The sequence below is a fragment of the [Mycobacterium] manitobense genome (genome assembly GCF_025821665.1).
GTDB lineage: Bacteria > Actinomycetota > Actinomycetes > Mycobacteriales > Mycobacteriaceae > Mycobacterium > Mycobacterium arseniciresistens.
The window spans coordinates 1-17,871 of the sequence record NZ_JACKSJ010000133.1 but is presented as its reverse complement, the minus strand read 5'-3'; the positions used below and the strand labels follow the sequence as shown (position 1 = coordinate 17,871).

Sequence of the window (17,871 nt, the reverse complement as noted above, 5' to 3'; positions counted from 1 at the left end):
CCAGGACGCCGGGCCGGCCGGCCAGCGCCGCCTGCACGGCCACCAGCGCGGCGTCCTCGCCCCGCGGCGGTTCCGTCATTTGCCGGCGGGCGCGGGCTGCGCCTCTGCGGAACCGTCGAGGCTGGGCAGCAGGACCTCTTCCCACTTCTGCTTGCTCGCCAGCACCGGCAGTGCGTCGCGGTAGACCTTGCGCATCCGGTTGAACCTGCGGGCGAGCAGCGCCTGACGTTTCAGCGACTCCCGCAGCAGTTCGTACATCTTCTCCCGGTCGCGCTGGCGGTAGACCACCCCGCGGCCGTCGGCGGTGGTGACGGTGACGCCGTCGACCTTGCTCAACGAGAACCAACGCGCGTCCTGGGTGGCGACGTTGATCTGGGGCCTGCGGTGGTGCTCCGGGTCGTGCGCCTTGAGCTGGTGCGCGACACCCCGGACGAGCCCCGTCCCGATCGCCACCGAACCCACCGGGATCTTGATCTTCTTGCGCCACCGCTTGTCCGACGGCGTCGGCAGCGCGGTCGCGCTCGGCAACACCACCGCGTCGGGGTACTGCTGGCGCATCGCGCGGATGTCGGGCAGCGCGGACTCCAGGATCGAGAAGATGTGCTCGGGGCCCGCGAGGAAGTCGTCCATCGCCTTGTTCTGGATGGCGACCGTCGAATACTCAAGGCACAGAAGGTGTTTGATCGTGGCCTTCAGGTGGCTGGCGATCAGCCCCGAGATGTTGCCGTCCCAGTGCATCGCCGCCACCACGAGGCGGTTGCGCAGGTGGAAGTAGGCCTGCCAGTCGATCGCGTCGTCCTTGTCGCTCCACGCCATGTGCCAGATCGCCGCACCGGGCAGGGTGACGGTGGGGTAGCCGTGTTCGCCTGCGCGCAGGCCATACTCGGCGTCATCCCACTTGATGAACAGCGGCAGCGGCTGGCCGAGCTCCTCGGCGACCTGGCGCGGGATCATGCACATCCACCAGCCGTTGTAGTCGACATCGATGCGGCGGTGCAGCAGCCGGCTGCGCAGGCTCTCCTCGTCGCTCAGCGCGTACTTGGCGAAGTTGTGGTCGTATTCGGTGTTGATCGCGTTGGTCCACATGAAGTTCTCGGCGTCGACCATCTCGCCCATCACGTGCAGGTGACTCGGCTCCTGCAGGTTCAGCATCTGTCCGCCGACCAGTGTCGGGACCTTCGCGAACCGGTTCATCGCCAGCGCCCGCAGGATCGAGTCGGGCTCGACGCGGATGTCGTCGTCCATGAACAGGATCTGTTCGCAGTCGGTGTTCTTCAGCGCCTCGTACATCACCCGGCTGTAGCCGCCGGAGCCACCGAGGTTGGGCTGGTTATGAATGGTGAGGCGGTCACCCAATCCCGCGGCGGCCGCGGCGAATCCGGGATGGTCCTTGGCCTTGCTGGTGCCCTGGTCGGACACGATGACCGCGCTGATCACCTCGTCGACCAGCGGGTCCGACGTCAGCGCGGCCAAGGCGTTGACGCAATCCGCGGGCCGGTTGAAGGTCGGGATACCGACGGCGACGTTGGCCCGTCCCGGTGCGGCGGTCGGTGCGTACCAGCCCGCGCTGTGCAGCGCGACGCTGGCGTTGGTGGTGATGTCGAACCAGATCCAGCCGCCGTCCTCGAACGGGTCGAGGCCGATCTCGAACTCGACGACCGCGGGGGTGTCGGCGTCCGGGCTGACCGCCTCGGTGCCGCCGACGGTGATCCGCGCGCCGGTGGCCTTGGAGCGGTACACGTCGACGCGGGCGCTGCCGACCAGTTCGACGCGCAGCACCACCGAGTCGAGCGTCGACCAGCGCCGCCAGTAGCTCGCGGGGAAGGCGTTGAAGTACGTCGCGAACGACACCTCGGACTCCGCGCCGATCTCCAGCGTGGTGCGGGTGGGCGCATGCGCGCGCCGCGCGTTGGTGGTCGACTCCTCGATGTAGAGCTTGCGGACGTCGAGCGGTTCGCCCGGGCGCGGCAGTATCACCCGCGACAGCAGGCTGACCGACTTGGGCTTCTCGGCATCCAGTGCGCCGGTGGGGATGTCACTCATTGTTCGGTGCTCTCGCTCTGAGTCAGCGGGGCGCCGTCGCGGAGGTGCGGCGCCAGGACGTTGTCGTACATGTTGAGCGCACTGGCGATGGCCATGTGCATGTCGAGGTACTGGTAGGTGCCCAGCCGACCGCCGAAGAGCACTTTGGCGGAAGCCGTCTCGGCCCTGGCCCGGGTGCGGTAAACGGCCAGCAGCGCACGGTCGGCCTCGGTGTTGATCGGGTAGTAGGGCTCGTCGTCGTCATCGGCGAAGCGGGAGAACTCCCGCATGATGACGGTCTTGTCGGTCGGGTACGCCCGCTCCGGGTGGAAGTGCCGGAACTCGTGGATGCGGGTGTAGGGCACCTCGGGGTCGCTGTAGTTCATCACCGGTGTGCCCTGGAAATCGCCGGTGTCCACCACTTCCTGCTCGAAGTCGAGCGTGCGCCACCCGAGCCTGCCCTCGGCGTAGTCGAAGTAGCGGTCCAGCGGGCCGGTGTAGATCACCGGCGCGTCCGGGCTCTCGGCACGCAGGCGAGCGCGGACGTCGAACCAGTCGGTGTCGAGCCGTACCTCGATGCGGTCGTCAGCAGCCATGTTCTTCAGCCACGCGGTGTAGCCGTCGACCGGCAGGCCCTCGTAGGTGTCGTTGAAGTACCGGTTCTCGAAGGTGTACCGGACGGGCAGCCGGGTGATGTTGGCCGCCGGCAGTTCCTTGGGGTCGGTCTGCCACTGCTTGGCGGTGTAGTGCTTGATGAAGGCCTCGTAGAGCGGCCGCCCGATCAGCGAGATCGCCTTCTCCTCGAGGTTCTGCGCGTCGGCGGTGTCGATCTCGGCGGACTGCTCGGCGATCAGCGCGCGCGCCTCGTCGGGGGTGAAGTAGCGGCCGAAGAACTGCGAGACCAGCCCGAGCCCCATCGGCAGCGGATAGGCCTGCCCGCTGTGCAGCGCGAAGACGCGGTGCTGGTAGCCGGTGAAGTCGGTGAACTGCCGGACGTAGTCCCAGACCCTCTGGTTGGAGGTGTGGAACAGGTGGGCACCGTAGCGGTGCACCTCGATACCGGTCTGCGGCTCGGCCTCGGAGTAGGCGTTGCCGCCGATGTGCGGCCTGCGGTCGAGCACCAGGACGCGCTTGTCGAGTTGGGTGGCCGCGCGCTCGGCGATGGTCAAGCCGAAGAATCCGGAACCGACGACGATCAGGTCGAAGTGTCCGGCGCGCCCCGGCTGGCTGGCCGGTGCTACCCGGGAATCTGGAGCGGTCATCGGCAGCCAGGGTATCGGACCCCGGCGGCCGGCCCGTCCTACCGTCCCTCGCGTCGCCGCCCCGGTGTCAGCGGTGCAAGGTCGCGATTAGCTCACGATTCCATATCGTCACTCTATTCACACTAGTCACACCAGTACCATCGATCACGTCGGCCTCCGGACCTTCGGACATCGTCGGGAGCCGGACACCCGCATCGGCCGGGCACCCGCCGGTACCGCACGAGCACTGACCTTATGTAGTCCATGTATTGAGGAGACTTTCGTGCCGAACAGACGTCGACGCAAGCTCTCGACAGCCATGAGCGCGTTCGCCGCCCTGGCCGTCGCAAGTCCAGCCGCAGTGATCGCCGTTTCCGACCTGTCCGACCGGAACGCACCCCAACACCGTGAATTCGTCCAGGCCGCGATGGTCACCGATCTCCCGAGCGAGCTGATCGGCGCGCTCTCCCAGGGCCTGTCGCAGTTCGGCATCAACCTGCCGCCGTCGCCCACAGGGGTGCTGACCGGTTCGACCCCGAGCCCGTCGCTGGCCTCGCCGTCGCTGACCTCTCCGGCGCTGGCGTCTCCCGGTCTGACCGCACCGGGCCTGACCGCACCGGGACTCACCACGCCGGGCCTGACCGCACCGGGGGCCCCCGGCCTGACCACGCCCGCACTCACCACGCCGGGGCTGACCACGCCCGGCTTGAGCGTGCCGCCGGTGACCGCGACCGCACCGGGCCTGGCCGACGCGGGGTTGACCAATCCCGCGCTGACCAGCCCCGGGCTCACCAACCCGGCGGCCGCGCCGGGCCTGACCACGCCCGGCCTCGACCCCGCGCTGGCCCCGATCTCGAGCACTCCGGGCCTCGGCCTGCCGGGTGAGATCCCGATCTCGGCGCCGATCGCCGATCCGGCACTGGGCAGCTACCCGATCCTGGGTGACCCGTCGCTGGCCGCGGCCAGCCCGGTCAGCACCGGCAGTACGGGAATCATCGGCGATCTCTCGAGCGCCGCGAACCAACTCGGTGCCGGGCAGGCCATCGACCTGCTCAAGGGCATGGTGATGCCGGCGATCACGTCGGCGATGAAGGGTGCGGTGCCGCCACCGGCCCCCGCGCCGGCGCCTCCCGCGCCACCCGCATAAGACCTGGCCCCGAACGGCACCGCAGACGCCCATGCTCTGCGGTGCCGTTGCAGGGGTCCCGGAAATTCCGTCGAATGTTTGAACGTGTCGAAACACTGGTAACAACTGACACATACGTAACATCAGTCCGTGCTGTCCCGCCGCCCTGCGCCGTCGATCCTCTTCACCGCGGTCGCGGCGACCGCGCTGCTGCTACCACTGGCGGTCGACGGCCTGCCCGGTGACCGCGACGACGCCCCCGGCATCGAGGCGCCCAAGCTGGCCGAACAGCCGCTGGCCGGCCTCGGCGGCGGAGAGACCATCCGCGAGATCCACCAGGACACCCCGTTCTCCCTGGTCGCCCTCACCTCCGACGACCTGACCGGCACCTCGGCCCGCGTCAGGGCCAAGAAGGCCGACGGGTCATGGGGCCCCTGGTACGAGGCCGAGGCGCTCGACGGCGTCGGCGAGGAGTCGGCGGGCGTGCGCGGCACCGAACCGGTGTTCGTCGGCCGCACCACAACCGTGCAGATCGCCGTCACCCGCCCGCTCGACGCGCCGCCGAGCGCCGTTCCGCAGGGCAAGCCGCACGCCGACCTCGGCTACCTGCCCGCCACGGTGGAGCAGCCGTTCGCCCAGAACATCAACGCGGTGCTGATCAGCCCGCCGCAGGCGCCGGTGGACCTCGCCCCGCTGCCCAGTGCCGTCACCGCACCCGGCGTGCCGCCCAACGTCATCTCCCGCGGCCAGTGGGGCGCCGACGAGTCGATGCGGTGCGGCGCCCCCCGCTACGACAGCCGGGTGCGCGCCGGCGTGGTGCACCACACCGCGGGCAGCAACGACTACGCCCCGCAGGATTCCGCGGGCATCGTCCGGTCGATCTACGCGTACCACACCCGCACGCTGGGCTGGTGCGACGTCGCCTACAACGCCATGGTCGACAAGTACGGGCAGGTGTTCGAGGGACGGGCAGGCGGCGTGGACCGTCCCGTCGAGGGCTCCCACACCGGCGGCTTCAACGTCGACACCTGGGGAGTGGCGATGATGGGCAACTTCGAGAAGGTGCCGCCCACCCCCATCCAGCTGCGCACCACCGGCCGGCTGCTCGGCTGGAAACTCGGCCTCGACCACGTCGACCCGCGCGGCAGCGTCGTGCTCACCTCCGCGGGCGGTTCCTTCACCCACTTCCCGCGCGGCGCCGCCCCAAGGCTGCCCGCGATCTTCACCCACCGCGACGTCGGCAACACCGAGTGCCCCGGCAACGCGGCCTACGCGGCGATGAACCAGCTGCGCGACATCGCCGCCCGCTTCAACCGGCCGCCCGGGCCGGAGGACCTCGCCGAATCACTGCGCGGCGGCGCGATCTTCGCCCGCTGGGACCAGATGGGCGGCATGGCCGGACCCCTCGGCGCACCGACCACACCGGAGGCCGCGGGCGCCGGTGACGCGCGCTATGTCCGGTTCCAGCGCGGCGCGGTCTACTGGTCCCCGTCCACCGGCGCCAACCCGGTCGCGGGCGCGATCTACGACGCCTGGGGCGCACTGGGCTTCGAGCGCGGCGCGCTCGGCCTGCCCACCAGCGCCGAGATCCCCGAACCGCAGTGGATCGTGCAGAACTTCCAGCACGGCACGCTCAACTTCGACCGGGAGAAGGGCAGCATCACCCGGGTGATCGACGGGGTGCCGCTCGAGTTGCCGCCGCCGTCCGCCGACCACCCGCCGGTACAGCTGGAACGCTTCACCGCGCCGCGCGCGATCGACCCCTAGAGCCGTAGGGACTCAGAGCCACCAGCGTTCGAGCACCCGGGCCACCCCGTCGTCGACGTTGGGGGCGGTCACCTCGTCGGCCGCCGCGACCGCATCCGGGTGCGCGTTGCCCATCGCCACGCCGAGGCCGGCCCACCGCAGCATCGGGACGTCGTTGGGCATGTCGCCGAAGGTCACCACGTCGCCGGCGACCAGGCCGAGCGGGCGGGTCAGCTCCTCGATGCCGGTGGCCTTGCTGATGCCCAGCGGCACCACCTCGACCAGGCCGTTGTTGGTGGAGTACGTGAGGTCGCCCTGCAGGCCGATGTGCGGGGCCAGCGCCGCCACCATGTCGGCGCTGCGCGCCCCGGCCTTGCGGATCAGCAGCTTCACCGCGGGCGCGCTGAGCAGGTCCTCCACCGACACCTCGGTGTTGTCCGGGTTGAGCCACGCATGCTCGTAGCCGGGCGAGCTGACGAACTGCGGCGTCGCGGCGTCGTGGGCCGAGAGGCCCACCCGCTCCACGGCCAGCCCCACGCCCGGGATCACCCGGGCCGCGATCTCGGCCAGCTCGCCCAGCACATCGGCGGACAGCGTGCGGGCGGAAACGATCCGGTCGGTCGACGGGTCGTAGATGACGGCACCGTTGGCGCACACGGCCATCGGCGCCAGCCCGAGGCCGTCGACGACGGGATGGATCCAGCGCGGCGGACGCCCGGTGGCCAGCACGAAGACCGCGCCGGCGGCGACGGCGGCGTGCACGGCGGCACGGGTGCGGGGGGACACCTTCTCGTCGTCGTCGAGCAGCGTGCCGTCCACATCGGTGGCGATCAATGCGGGCAGCGTCATCTACGGCTCCTGGCGTCGCGTTCGGCACGCCTGCGGGCCCGCTCGGCGAGTTCGGCCTCATCGAGGCGTGCTGCTTCCTCGTGGGTCGGCGCCGTGCCACCAAGCCGGCGAGGCACCCAGTATGCGCCCTCGGGATGGGGATACTCCGTCTGTACCCGATCCAGCAGGGCCGTCATCGACTCGCGCATCGCGGCTTCCATCGCGGTGGCGTCGCCCTGCGGAGCGATCGGCGCACCGACACACACCTCGATCGGTATCTTCTTGCGGCCCAACGCCTTCGGATGATCCTTGGTCCACAACCGGTGGACGCCCCAGATGATCATCGGCACGATCGGCACCTGCGCCTCGAGCGCCATCCGGGCCGCGCCGGTCTTGAAGCCCTTGAGCTCGAAGCTGCGGCTGATGGTGGCCTCCGGATAGACGGCCACCAGCTCACCCTCGCGCAATTGCCGCACCGCCACCGCGTAGGCGCCCGCCCCGGCCCGCCGGTCCACCGGGATGGTCCCGGTCCGTTTGATCAGGAAGCCGACCAGCCGGACGTCCTGCATCTCGGCCTTGATCATGAAGCGCAGCCGCCGACCGCGCCGGCGCGCGGCCAGCCCCGCGGGCAGCCAGTCCACGTAGCCCGTGTGGTTGATCGCCACCACGGCGCCACCGGTCGCCGGGATGTTCTCCAGGCCGTGAAACCCGATCCGGGACCCGGTGGCGCGCACGGCCGTGGCGGCCACGAGCTCCAACGTCCGATACACCGGTTCCATGAGCGCTACCCCGGCGCTCCGGCGGGTCCCGGCTCCTCGGTCCGTCGGGCCCGCGCGGCGGCCTTCTCCGCGGCTTCCTCGGCATCCATCCGGTTGGCCTCCGCCAGCGACGGCGCACCGCCGCCGAGCCGGTGCGGCACCCAGAACTCGCCGGGCGGGTGCGGGCCGTAGGACTCCTGGACCCGCTCCAGCAGGTGCTGCATCCGCGAATGCAGCAGCGCGGTCAGCTCGTGCGCGGGCAGCGTCGGCTCGATCGGCTCACCGACGGCCACCGTGATCGGCACCTTCGGCCGGTACAGGTTCTTCGGGTGGCCCTTGGTCCAGATGCGCTGGGCGCCCCACACGATGTGCGGCACGATCGGCACACCCGCCGCGATGGCCATCCGGGCCGCCCCCGACTTGAACTGCTTGATCTCGAAGCTGCGGCTGATCGTGGCCTCGGGGTACACGCCGACCAGCTCACCGGCCTTCAGGGCCGCGCAGGCCGCGTCGAACGACGCCGCCCCGCTGTCGCGGTCCACCTCGATGTGGCGCAGGCTGCGCATGACCGGGCCGGTGATCTTGTGGTCGAACACCTCGCGCTTGGCCATGAACCGCACCTTGCGGCCCTTCTTCTGCCGGTAGGCGGGAAGGCCGGCGAAGGTGAAGTCGAAGTAGCTGGTGTGGTTGATGGCCACCACCGCGCCGCCCGTCGCGGGCAGGTTCTCCACCCCGGTGACCGTGAACTTCAGCCCCTGAAGCCGCCAGGCCAGGCGGGCCAGCTGGATGACAGTTCCGTATACCGGTTCCACGGTTGCCAGAGTAGTGCGCGGCGTGGGCCCCACTCGGCGCGCCGGTGCCCGCGCCCGCGGCCGTGGCAGGCGAAGCGCCGCACTCCCGTTAAGCTCGATACCGAACAGCGCACCCGTGGAAAGGGCATCAGTGCAGGTCACAAGCGTCGGCCACGCCGGCTTCCGGATCGACACACGTGCCGGCAGCATCCTGTGCGACCCCTGGGTCAACCCCGCCTACTTCGGCTCCTGGTTCCCGTTCCCCGACAACACCGGCCTGGACTGGGCGATGCTGGGCGACGTCGACTACCTCTACGTCTCCCACCTGCACAAAGACCACTTCGATCCGGACACCCTGCGCACGTACGTCAACAAGGACGCAACGGTCCTGCTGCCGGACTACCCGGTGCCCGACCTGCGCCGCGCACTGGAGGAACTGGGCTTCCACCGGTTCTTCGAGACCACCGACTCGGTGCGCCACGACATCAGCGGCCCCAAGGGCGAACTCGGTGTGATGATCATCGCGCTGAGGGCGCCCGCCGACGGGCCCATCGGCGACTCCGGCCTGGTGGTCGACGACGGCGAGACCGTGGCCTTCAACATGAACGACGCCCGGCCGGTCGACCTCGACGTGCTGGCCGCCGACTTCGGCCACGTCGACGTGCACATGCTGCAGTTCTCCGGCGCGATCTGGTACCCGATGGTCTACGACATGCCTGCCCGGGCCAAGGAGGCGTTCGGCATCCAGAAGCGGCAGCGCCAGATGGACCGCTGCCGGCAGTACATCGCCCAGGTCGGGGCGACGTGGGTGGTGCCGTCGGCGGGGCCGCCGTGCTTCCTGGACCCCGAGCTGCGCCACCTCAACGACGACCACGGCGATCCCGCGAACATCTTCCCCGACCAAATGGTGTTCCTGGATCAGATGCGCAGGCACGGCCACGACCGCGGCCTGCTGATGATGCCCGGCTCGACGGCGGATCTCACCGGCTCACAATTGAACTCGCTGACCCATCCGCTGCCCGACGACGAGGTGGAGGCCATCTTCACCACCGGCAAGGCCGACTACATCGCGGCCTACGCCGAGCGGATGGCGCCGGTGCTGGCCGCCGAGAAGGCCCGCTGGGCGCCCGCCGAGGGCGAGCCGCTGCTCGAGCCGCTGCGGGCGCGCTTCGAGCCGATCATGCTGCAGAGCGACCAGATCTGCGACGGCATCGGCTATCCGGTGGAGTTGCGGATGGGCCGTGAAACCGTTGTGATTGACTTCCCGAAACGGGTTGTCCGCGAACCGATCCCGGACGAGAAGTTCCGATACGGCTTCGAAATCGCGCCGGAGCTGGTGCGCACCGTGCTGCGTGACGCCGAACCGGACTGGGTGAACACCATCTTCCTGTCCACCCGATTCACGGCGTGGCGCGTCGGCGGGTACAACGAATACCTCTACACATTCTTCAAATGCCTGACCGACGAGCGGGTGGCCTACGCCGACGGGTGGTTCGCCGAGGCGCACGACGACTCCGCGTCGATCACCATGGACGGCTACGAATTCCAGCGCCGCTGCCCGCATCTGAAGGCCGACCTGTCGAAGTTCGGCGTGGTCGAGGGCAAGACGCTGACCTGCAACCTGCACGGCTGGCAGTGGAACCTCGAGACCGGCCGGTGCCTGACCACCAAGGGCCACGAGCTGCGGAGCCGCGCGCTGTGAGCGCACCGCAGCAGCACTATGACGACGGGCTGGTGCAGCTCGACCAGTACGCGATCACCCTGCGCCGCTACCACTTCCCGTCCGGCACGTCGAAGGTCATCCCGCTGCGGTCGATCCGCGGCTACCAGGCGCGTCCGCTGGACCTGCTGCAGCGCTGCCGGCTCTGGGGCAGTTCGGATCTGCGGCTGTGGTTGCCGCTCGACGTCCGCAGGCCGCTGAAGAGCACGCTGGTCACCCTCGACGTCGAGGACAACCGGTGGCGTCCCGCGTTCACCCCGGAACGCCCCGAGGCGCTGGTCGCGATTCTCGACGATCTACTGGGGCAGCGCTGACAGCGGTCTACCGGGCGCCGATGCGGTCGCGGCGTGACGACCTGGACCCGCAGACCGCCCTCGACCGGGCATTCTCATTGTCCCGCTGCGGTTTCGGCGGGGTGCTGACGCCCGCGCCCGCCGATCTGCGGGCGGCGGTGACGCTGGCCGCCGAGCAGCACGACGAGCGGCTGGCGCGCCGCATCGAGCGCTTCGCCGCCGTCGACGAGGGCTCGTTCGTGTGGACCCGCGACGGGGACGGCCTGTTCCGGCTGGGCCGGATCACGGGTCCCTACCGTTACGACGGCGCAGCCGAGGCGGCCGCCGTCGATCTCGTGCACGTGCGGGCCTGCCGATGGGTGGACGCGCCGTTGTCCGAGCCGGCGGTGCCGCCCGCCGTCATCGCGACGTTCGAGCGTGGCGGCCGGAACTTCCAGCGCACCCATGACGCGGGCGTCGCCGTGCAGACACAGCGGATCTGGGACCGGGCTACCGCCTGACCCGCCGCGCCACCCGCCTGACCGCGCGGGTGCCGAGGACCCCGGTGAGCACCCACGGCCCGGCGACGAGCACGGGATCCATCCACGCGTGGTTGCGGTCGACCCGCCGGGTGCCGGTGCGCGCCGCCAGGCCGTTGTAGGTGAACTCGGTCTTGATGCCCGACTCGGTGATCGGGTTGTCCGGATGACCCTTCGCCAGTGCCAGCGCATGGCTTTCGACGGCGTCCACCCGGTCCGCGGCGATCAGCAGCAGCCAGTGCGCGGCCCGACCCTCGCTGAACCTGCCGTAGGCGTAGCGGCGGATCGCACCCGACAGGCCTCGCGTCGGCGTCGACGTGCCGAACACGGGTGTGAGGAACTGGTGCTCGATCGACCGCTCGCGCGGCTGCAGCTCCAGTTGGCGGTCCGGGAAGTCCCAGTGCGCACCGGTCTCCAGGAAGCGCAGCTTCGGCACCGACGGCCGGTCCTTCGGGTCGAGGTCGGCGCCCCAGCCGGGGATGCGGGCCCGCAATTCTTCCGAGGACGGGACGGGCGGGTGATCGGCGGTGTAGGTCATGGCTGGCTCCTGCTCACGCGGCTCGGTCGGTTCAGGCGGCGGGTACGACGACCGGCTTGATGCAGCCGTCGAGTTTGGCGGAAAAGACGTGGTAGCCCTCGGCGATGTGCTCCAACGGAATCCGGTGTGTGATCAGCTCACTGGGCTTGAGGTAGCCGTTCTGGATGTGCGAGAACAGCCGCGGCCACTGACGCTTGACCGGGCACTGGTTCATCCGCAGCGTCAGGCCCTTGTTCATCGCGTCGCCGAACTTGACCGCGCTGAAGATCGGCCCGTAGGCGCCCATCACCGACACCGTCCCGCCCTTGCGCACGGAGTCGATGGCCCAGTTCAGCGCGATCGGGGAGCCGCCCTGCAGCTTGAGCTTCGCGGCGGCCACATGCTGCAGGAGGTTGCCGTCCGCCTCGGCACCCACCGCGTCGATCACCACGTCCGCGCCCAGATAGCCGGTCGCCTTCTTCATCTCGACGACGATGTCGTCGTACTCGGCGAAGTTGCGGGTCTCGGCGTGGGCGAAGGTGCGGGCCTTCTCCAGCCGGTACTCCAGGTGGTCGATCACGATCACCCGGCCCGCGCCCATCAGCCACGCCGACGCGGCGGCGTACAGGCCGACCGGCCCGGCGCCGAACACCGCGACGACGTCGCCCTCGACGATGTCGCCGAGCTGCGCGCCGAAGTACCCGGTGGCCAGCGCATCGGTGCACATGAGCGCGTCCTCGTCGGACATCCAGTCCGGGATCGATGCCGGGCCGACGTCGGCGAACGGCACCCGGACGAACTCGGCCTGGCCGCCGTCGTATCCGCCGCAGGTATGCGAGTAGCCGTAGATGCCGCCGACGGCCGTGGCGTTGGGATTGACGTTGTGGCAGTTCGAGTACAGGCCGCGGGCGCAGAAGAAGCACGACCCGCAGTAGATGTTGAACGGCACCATGACGCGGTCACCGGGCTTGAGATTCTGCACCGACGGGCCGACGTCGTGCACGACGCCGATGAACTCGTGGCCGAACGTCATGCCGACCCGGGTGTCGGGCATCATGCCGTGGTAGAGGTGCAGATCAGAGCCGCAGATGGCGGCGAGCTGCACCTTGACGATCGCATCGTTGGGATGCTCGATCGGCGGGATGTCCTTCTCCTCCACCCGCACCTTGTACGGGCCGCGGTAGACCATCGCTCGCATGGGGACTCCTCGTGTCGGGTCCCGACGCGGTACCCGGCACCGGGGCGGCGAAACCCTGCGGCGACTCAGTTCTGTCCGCGCAGCACCGTCGCCTCGAGCACCTGCTGCATCCGGCGCTTGGCGGTGCGTCCGGCCGCGGCCGCGGCGCGGTGCAGCGGTCCCGGCGGTGCGGCCCGGTGCACGGACACCACGTCGCCCACCCGCACGATCCCGGGGGTGGCGACGTCGAGGTACACCCCGAGGAAGCGGTTGGTGCGGTCGGAGAGCCTGCGGCCCAGTGCCCGGTCGGTGTCCACCCCGGGTTGCGGCCGGGTCGGCACCGCGCACCGGATGGTCGGGATGGTGACGCGCAGCGTCGACGAGCCGATCTGCAGTGTCGCGCCGGTCCATTCGGCCTCGGGGAACTCGCCGCCCGACCCGTCGACGGTGACCAGGATGTTCGGCCGGAACCGGCGTACGTCGTAGGGCGCACCGTCGGCCGACAGCGCGGCCAGGCTGTTGGTGCTGAGCAGGTGGACCGCGCCGAGGTCGACGAACGTGCCGGGCGGCGTCGAGAAGCGCGCCAGCGTGAGCACCTGCCGGGTGGTGAACACCGACGTGTCGGGCAGCGGGTCGGTTTCGCCGAGGCCGAAGTCCCGGCGGACCTCCGCGGCGGCGAAATTGGCCCGGCTCTGCTGGACCGAGAGCCGGTGGGCGCTGGTGTCGTCGGCGGGCGGCAACGCCGTGAGGCACACCGGCCGCCCGGCGACCTCGGAGAGCAGCGCGTCGATGCGCGGGTCGTCGCTGGTGTGCTCGGAGCCGTCGGGCAGCGTGATCACCACCGGCGGCGCGTTGCCGGGGCCCGCATCGGGCCCGGGTTCCTCGGCGTAGCGGGCCGAGCAGCCCAGCAGTGCGGGGATCCGCCGGGCCGTCGCGGTGATGTCCTTATCGAGGTCGCGCACCGCCCACAACCGGTCGGCGTGCACCCCGCGGGCGTCCACCCGGACGTGGTCCACCCGGCCACCGCCCATCGACTTGACCGGGAAGCGCCACAGCTCGCTGACCGTCGTCGAGGTCATGGCAGCCTCCGGTTTCAGCGGGACGAGACGGTTTGGCGGAGTTCGGACATCGTGTCCGATTCGGTGTCGTAGACCCGGACGATGGCCTGGTCGCCGGCCTGCAGGAACGTCGACTCGCCGAGTTCGGTGTAGCGCGTCGCGCCGATGCCGATCAGGACGTGCTCGGGGTGCCCCGACGCCACCATCAGCGCGCCGACATTTTCGAGCGGCGTGTCGGCCGAACCCTTCTGGTTGGCCAGCCGCTCGACCACCCAGTCCAGCAGCACCTCGCCGTAGTAGGAGTAGCCGAGCAGCGGGCTGTCGACGCCATACTCGTGCTCCTTGCCGTCTCCGTCCCGCAGGTAGCAGACCAGCCGCAGCGTCGCGGTGGGTCCGTCCGGTGTCAGGTCGCTGATGTCGAAGAACTGCGCGGCCACGCCTTTGGAGGCCGGGCCCCAGTTCTTCTTGTGGCTGATCTTGGGTGCGCCGGGGCGACGGATCGAGCAGTCGTTGAACGCACCGAGGGCGAACGGCTCCAGGCTCGCGACCGTGTCGCCGTTCCACTTGACCCGGCAGGCCAGCCCGACCTCGGGCTCGATCTGCAGGTTGAGCGGAGTGTCACTGGTGGGCAACACGATCGAGTCGTGCGACAGCGGGAACTCGTTGAGGAATCCGTCGCTGCCCGGCGCGTACCAGGGGAAGATGCCCTTGGGCGCAACGCCTTCAGACGTCACATTGACGAAATCCACTGCCTCGCCTGCCTGTTCGAGGTGACCGGCGAAGTTGCCCGCTACGCCGAAGCCGAACCAGGAACGCAGTTCGTCGAGTTCGAGGTCGATCACGGTTCCAGTACCTCCCTGCCGACGAACGGCACCAGCGCCTCGGGGACGCGGACGCTGCCGTCGGGTTGTTGGTGGTTCTCCAGTATGGCCACCAGCCACCGGGTGGTGGCCAGGGTGCCGTTGAGGGTCGCCGCGATCTGGGGCTTGCCGTTGTCGTCGCGGTAGCGGATCGCCAGCCTGCGCGCCTGGAACGTGGTGCAGTTGGAGGTGGACGTGAGCTCGCGGTAGGTCTGCTGGGTGGGCACCCAGGCCTCGCAGTCGAACTTGCGGGCGGCCGACGAACCGAGGTCGCCCGCGGCGATGTCGATCACCCGGTACGGCACCCCGATCAGCTCGAGCATCCGGCGCTGCCAGCCCAGCAGCCGCTCGTGTTCGGCCTCGGCCTCGTCGGGGCGGCAGTAGACGAAGCCCTCGACCTTGTCGAACTGGTGCACCCGGATGATGCCGCGGGTGTCCTTGCCGTAGCTGCCCGCCTCGCGGCGGAAGCACGACGACCAGCCCGCGTAGCGGCGCGGCCCGGCGGACAGGTCGAGGATCTCGTCGGCGTGGTAGCCGGCCAGCGGCACCTCGGAGGTGCCGACGAGGTACATGTCGTCGGCCTCCAGGTGGTAGACCTCGTCGGCGTGCGCGCCGAGGAAGCCGGTGCCCGCCATCACCTCGGGACGCACCAGCACCGGCGGGATGACGAGGGTGAAGCCGTTGTCTCCTGCCAGCCGGACGGCGAGCTGCATCAGCCCGAGTTGCAGCAGTGCCCCTGCGCCGGTGAGGAAGTAGAACCGCGAACCGGACACCTTGGCGCCGCGTTCCATGTCGATCAGCCCGAGCGCCTCGCCGAGTTCGAGGTGATCCTTCGGGTCATCGAGGCGCGGCGGTTCACCGACGGTCTCGAGGACCGTGAAGTCGTCCTCGCCGCCGGCCGGCACCCCGTCGATCACGACGTTGGAGATGGCCATGTGCGCGGCGGTAACGGCGACGTCGGCCTCGGCCTGCTGCGCCTCGGCGGCCTTGACCTTGTCGGCCAGCGCCCTGGCGTGGTCGAGCAGCGCTGGCCGCTCCTCCGGTGACGCCTTGCCGACCTGCTTGCTCGCCGACTTCTGCTCGGCGCGCAGGTTGTCGGCCGCCGAGACCGCCGCACGGCGGGCGGTGTCCGCGCGCAGCAGCGCGTCGACCAGGTCGGGGTCCTCACCGCGTGCGCGCTGCGAGGCTCGTACGACGTCCGGGTTCTCGCGCAGCAGCTTGAGGTCGATCACGGGTGCCAACCCTACTTTCGGCCGGTGGCCGCGAACATCTGGAGGTAGCCGGTCTGGCCGAAGACCCGCGCCGTGTCCGCCGCGCTCGGCGCGCCGGCCTGCGGGTCGGCGCCGGCGTCGAGCAGCAGTCCGACGATCGCGTCCTCGCCCTTGAACACCGCCCCGGCCAGCGGGGTCTGTCCGCGGTCATTGGGCCGGTCGACGTCGGCGCCTCGGTCTACGAGCACCCGTACGGTGCGCGGGTGGCCGTGGTAGGCCGCCAGCATCAGCAGGGTGTCGCCCTTGCCGTTGGTGAGATCGACGGGCACACCGGCGTCGAGGTAGGCGGCGAGCGTGTCGGCGTCGCCGCGGCGGGCCATGTCGAAGAGGCGGCCGGCGAGCTCGCTCAGCGCCGGATCGATGTCCTCGTCGGGTGCCGGCACACCGGTCAACCTAGCGCGCTGAGCAGGGCTCCCAACACAACCCCATAACGTTACAACTGCATCACTTGTCACAGCACCTGACACGCCTGTCACAATGGAGCGGATGTTGGAGGCACCAGAGCACCACGACCCGCTCGCCGACGGGCCCGATGCGCCCGGACAGCGGGTGGCATGGTGGCACAGTCTGCAGGCCGCTTCGACCCGTCGCGCCCTGCTACTGACGGCGCTGGGCGGGCTGCTGATCGCCGGACTGATCACCGCGCTGCCCCGCAGCGAGGGTGCCAACGGCATGGGCCTCAACGCCAGTGCCATCAGCCTGGGACCGCGCGGCAACGACACGTTCAACCACGCCAAGGACGGCGACTGCCTGAACTGGCCGGACCGCACCCCCGACGCAGCCGAGATCGTCGACTGCAGCAGTGAGCACCGCTTCGAGGTGGCCGAGTCGGTCGACATGCGCACGTTCCCGGGCAGCGAGTACGGCCCGGAGGCCCCGCCCCCGTCGACCGCGCGCATCCAGCAGATCAGCCAGGAGCAGTGCCAGCCGGCGGTGCGACGCTACCTCGGGCAGCGGTTCGACCCGAACAGCCGGTTCACCGTCAGCATGCTGTGGTCCGGCGACAAGGCGTGGCGCCAGAACGGCGAGCGGCGGATGCTGTGCGGGCTGCAGCTGCCCGGCCCCAACAACCAGCAGCTGGCGTTCCAGGGCAAGGTCGCCGAGATCGACCAGTCCAAGGTGTGGCCTGCGGGCACCTGCCTCGGCATCGACCCGTCGACCAACCAGCCGACCGACATCCCCGTCGACTGCGCGGCGCCGCACGCGATGGAGGTCACCGGCTCGGTGAACCTCGCCGAGAAGTTCCCCGCCGGCCTTCCGCCGGAGCCGGAGCAGGACGCGTTCATCAAGGACGCCTGCACCCGGATGACCGACGCCTACCTGGCGCCGATCCAGTTGCGCAGCACCACCCTGACCCTGATCTACAGCACGATCTCGCTGCCCAGCTGGGCGGCGGGCAGCCATCAGGTGTCGTGCAGCATCGGCGCGACGCTCGGTAACGGCGGCTGGTCGACGCTGCTCAACAGTGCCAAGGGCCCGCTACAGATCAACGGTCAGCCGCCGGTGCCCCCGCCCGACATCCCCGAGGAACGGCTGAATCTGCCGCCGATCCCGTTCCCCGACGCCGTCGACACGTCGTCGGGCTCGTCGTCGGACTCCTCGTCCGACTCGTCATCCAGTTCCTCGTCGGATTCGTCGTCGCAGACCACCGATGACTCGAGTTCCAGCGGTTCGAGCGACTCGGGCAGCGAGTCCGACGGCACCCAGCACGGACCGCAGCAGGGCACCGCGCCCGCACCGGGCGATTCGCCGCCCGCCGACGCCCCGCCCGGCGGGGGCAACACCTTCCTCAACGGCGCGCCGCCCGCACCGGCGCCGATTCGCCGCCCGCCGACGCCCCGCCCGGCGGGGGCAACACCTTCCTCAACGGCGCGCCGCCCGCACCGGCGCCGCCGCCGGGCGCGCCGCCGCCACCCGAGGCAGTGCCGCCACCACCCGCGGCCGC

At 70.2% G+C, this 17,871-nt stretch carries 16 protein-coding genes and 2 pseudogenes; 6 read left to right on the top strand and 12 right to left on the bottom strand.

Translation table 11 applies throughout. The features are described 5' to 3' along the window. From H7I41_RS16505 to glf, 3 genes and pseudogenes are all read right to left on the bottom strand, one after another. Window positions 1-79 (bottom strand): annotated as a pseudogene (locus tag H7I41_RS16505) (phosphatase PAP2 family protein); the annotation flags it as partial. Continuing rightward, window positions 76-2,043, bottom strand: coding sequence for a glycosyltransferase (locus H7I41_RS16500; RefSeq protein ID WP_264013685.1), 1,968 nt, complete (start codon window positions 2,041-2,043; stop codon window positions 76-78). The gene H7I41_RS16500 and the pseudogene H7I41_RS16505, both read right to left, overlap by 4 nt. Continuing rightward, complete coding sequence (glf, locus tag H7I41_RS16495) at window positions 2,040-3,284, bottom strand: UDP-galactopyranose mutase (RefSeq protein ID WP_264013684.1); 1,245 nt, start codon at window positions 3,282-3,284, stop codon at window positions 2,040-2,042. The genes H7I41_RS16500 and glf overlap by 4 nt, the downstream gene beginning before the upstream one ends. 262 nt (window positions 3,285-3,546) lie before the next feature. Between glf and H7I41_RS16490 the strand changes: the two genes are divergently transcribed. Then, a complete protein-coding gene (locus H7I41_RS16490) occupies window positions 3,547-4,410 on the top strand; it encodes a hypothetical protein (RefSeq protein WP_264013683.1) in 864 nt (287 codons plus the stop codon). 129 nt (window positions 4,411-4,539) lie between these two features. Next, window positions 4,540-6,156, top strand: a complete 1,617-nt coding sequence (locus H7I41_RS16485) for an N-acetylmuramoyl-L-alanine amidase (protein WP_264013682.1) — start codon at window positions 4,540-4,542, stop codon at window positions 6,154-6,156. Window positions 6,157-6,168: 12 nt separating this feature from the next. On the opposite strand, the gene H7I41_RS16480 is transcribed toward H7I41_RS16485, so the two are convergent. Genes H7I41_RS16480 through H7I41_RS16470 form a run of 3 tightly spaced genes read right to left on the bottom strand, consistent with a single transcriptional unit; the run spans window position 6,169 to window position 8,533 of the window. After that, entirely contained in the window at window positions 6,169-6,984 is an 816-nt protein-coding gene (locus H7I41_RS16480) for an HAD family hydrolase (RefSeq protein WP_264013681.1), read from the bottom strand. Beyond that, window positions 6,981-7,742 (bottom strand): lysophospholipid acyltransferase family protein, encoded by a 762-nt coding sequence (locus H7I41_RS16475; RefSeq protein ID WP_264013680.1) that lies wholly within the window; start codon window positions 7,740-7,742, stop codon window positions 6,981-6,983. Before H7I41_RS16475 ends, H7I41_RS16480 begins: the two co-directional genes overlap by 4 nt. A gap of 5 nt (window positions 7,743-7,747) precedes the next feature. Next, the gene (locus tag H7I41_RS16470; protein WP_264013679.1) at window positions 7,748-8,533 is read right to left on the bottom strand and encodes a lysophospholipid acyltransferase family protein; all 786 of its coding nucleotides are present in this window, start codon (window positions 8,531-8,533) and stop codon (window positions 7,748-7,750) included. Between the two features lie 130 nt (window positions 8,534-8,663). On the opposite strand from H7I41_RS16470, the gene H7I41_RS16465 reads away from it, so the two are divergent. From H7I41_RS16465 to H7I41_RS16455, 3 genes are read left to right on the top strand one after another with little or no spacing between them, the layout of a single operon-like run. Then, entirely contained in the window at window positions 8,664-10,214 is a 1,551-nt protein-coding gene (locus tag H7I41_RS16465; protein WP_264013678.1) for an MBL fold metallo-hydrolase, read from the top strand. Beyond that, entirely contained in the window at window positions 10,211-10,546 is a 336-nt protein-coding gene (locus tag H7I41_RS16460) for a hypothetical protein (RefSeq protein WP_264013677.1), read from the top strand. Before H7I41_RS16465 ends, H7I41_RS16460 begins: the two co-directional genes overlap by 4 nt. A 20-nt stretch (window positions 10,547-10,566) precedes the next feature. Next, window positions 10,567-11,025, top strand: a complete 459-nt coding sequence (locus H7I41_RS16455; protein WP_264013676.1) for a GAF domain-containing protein — start codon at window positions 10,567-10,569, stop codon at window positions 11,023-11,025. Here H7I41_RS16455 and H7I41_RS16450 read toward each other — a convergent pair. The 6 genes from H7I41_RS16450 to H7I41_RS16425 form a co-directional block, all read right to left on the bottom strand. After that, on the bottom strand, window positions 11,015-11,581 hold the full coding sequence (locus tag H7I41_RS16450) for a hypothetical protein (protein ID WP_264013675.1): 567 nt from the start codon (window positions 11,579-11,581) through the stop codon (window positions 11,015-11,017). The genes H7I41_RS16455 and H7I41_RS16450 overlap by 11 nt on opposite strands. Window positions 11,582-11,612: 31 nt before the next feature. After that, window positions 11,613-12,758 (bottom strand): zinc-dependent alcohol dehydrogenase, encoded by a 1,146-nt coding sequence (locus tag H7I41_RS16445; RefSeq protein WP_264013674.1) that lies wholly within the window; start codon window positions 12,756-12,758, stop codon window positions 11,613-11,615. Between the two features lie 65 nt (window positions 12,759-12,823). Further along, entirely contained in the window at window positions 12,824-13,816 is a 993-nt protein-coding gene (locus tag H7I41_RS16440; protein WP_264013673.1) for an MOSC domain-containing protein, read from the bottom strand. 14 nt (window positions 13,817-13,830) lie between these two features. After that, window positions 13,831-14,637, bottom strand: a complete 807-nt coding sequence (locus tag H7I41_RS16435) for a DUF5718 family protein (protein ID WP_264013672.1) — start codon at window positions 14,635-14,637, stop codon at window positions 13,831-13,833. Further along, complete coding sequence (gene serS / locus H7I41_RS16430; protein WP_264013671.1) at window positions 14,634-15,887, bottom strand: serine--tRNA ligase; 1,254 nt, start codon at window positions 15,885-15,887, stop codon at window positions 14,634-14,636. Before serS ends, H7I41_RS16435 begins: the two co-directional genes overlap by 4 nt. 11 nt (window positions 15,888-15,898) lie before the next feature. After that, a complete protein-coding gene (locus H7I41_RS16425) occupies window positions 15,899-16,246 on the bottom strand; it encodes an ankyrin repeat domain-containing protein (protein WP_264013686.1) in 348 nt (115 codons plus the stop codon). A gap of 157 nt (window positions 16,247-16,403) precedes the next feature. Between H7I41_RS16425 and H7I41_RS16420 the strand changes: the two are divergent. Then, a pseudogene (locus H7I41_RS16420) lies at window positions 16,404-17,871 on the top strand (septum formation family protein); the annotation flags it as partial.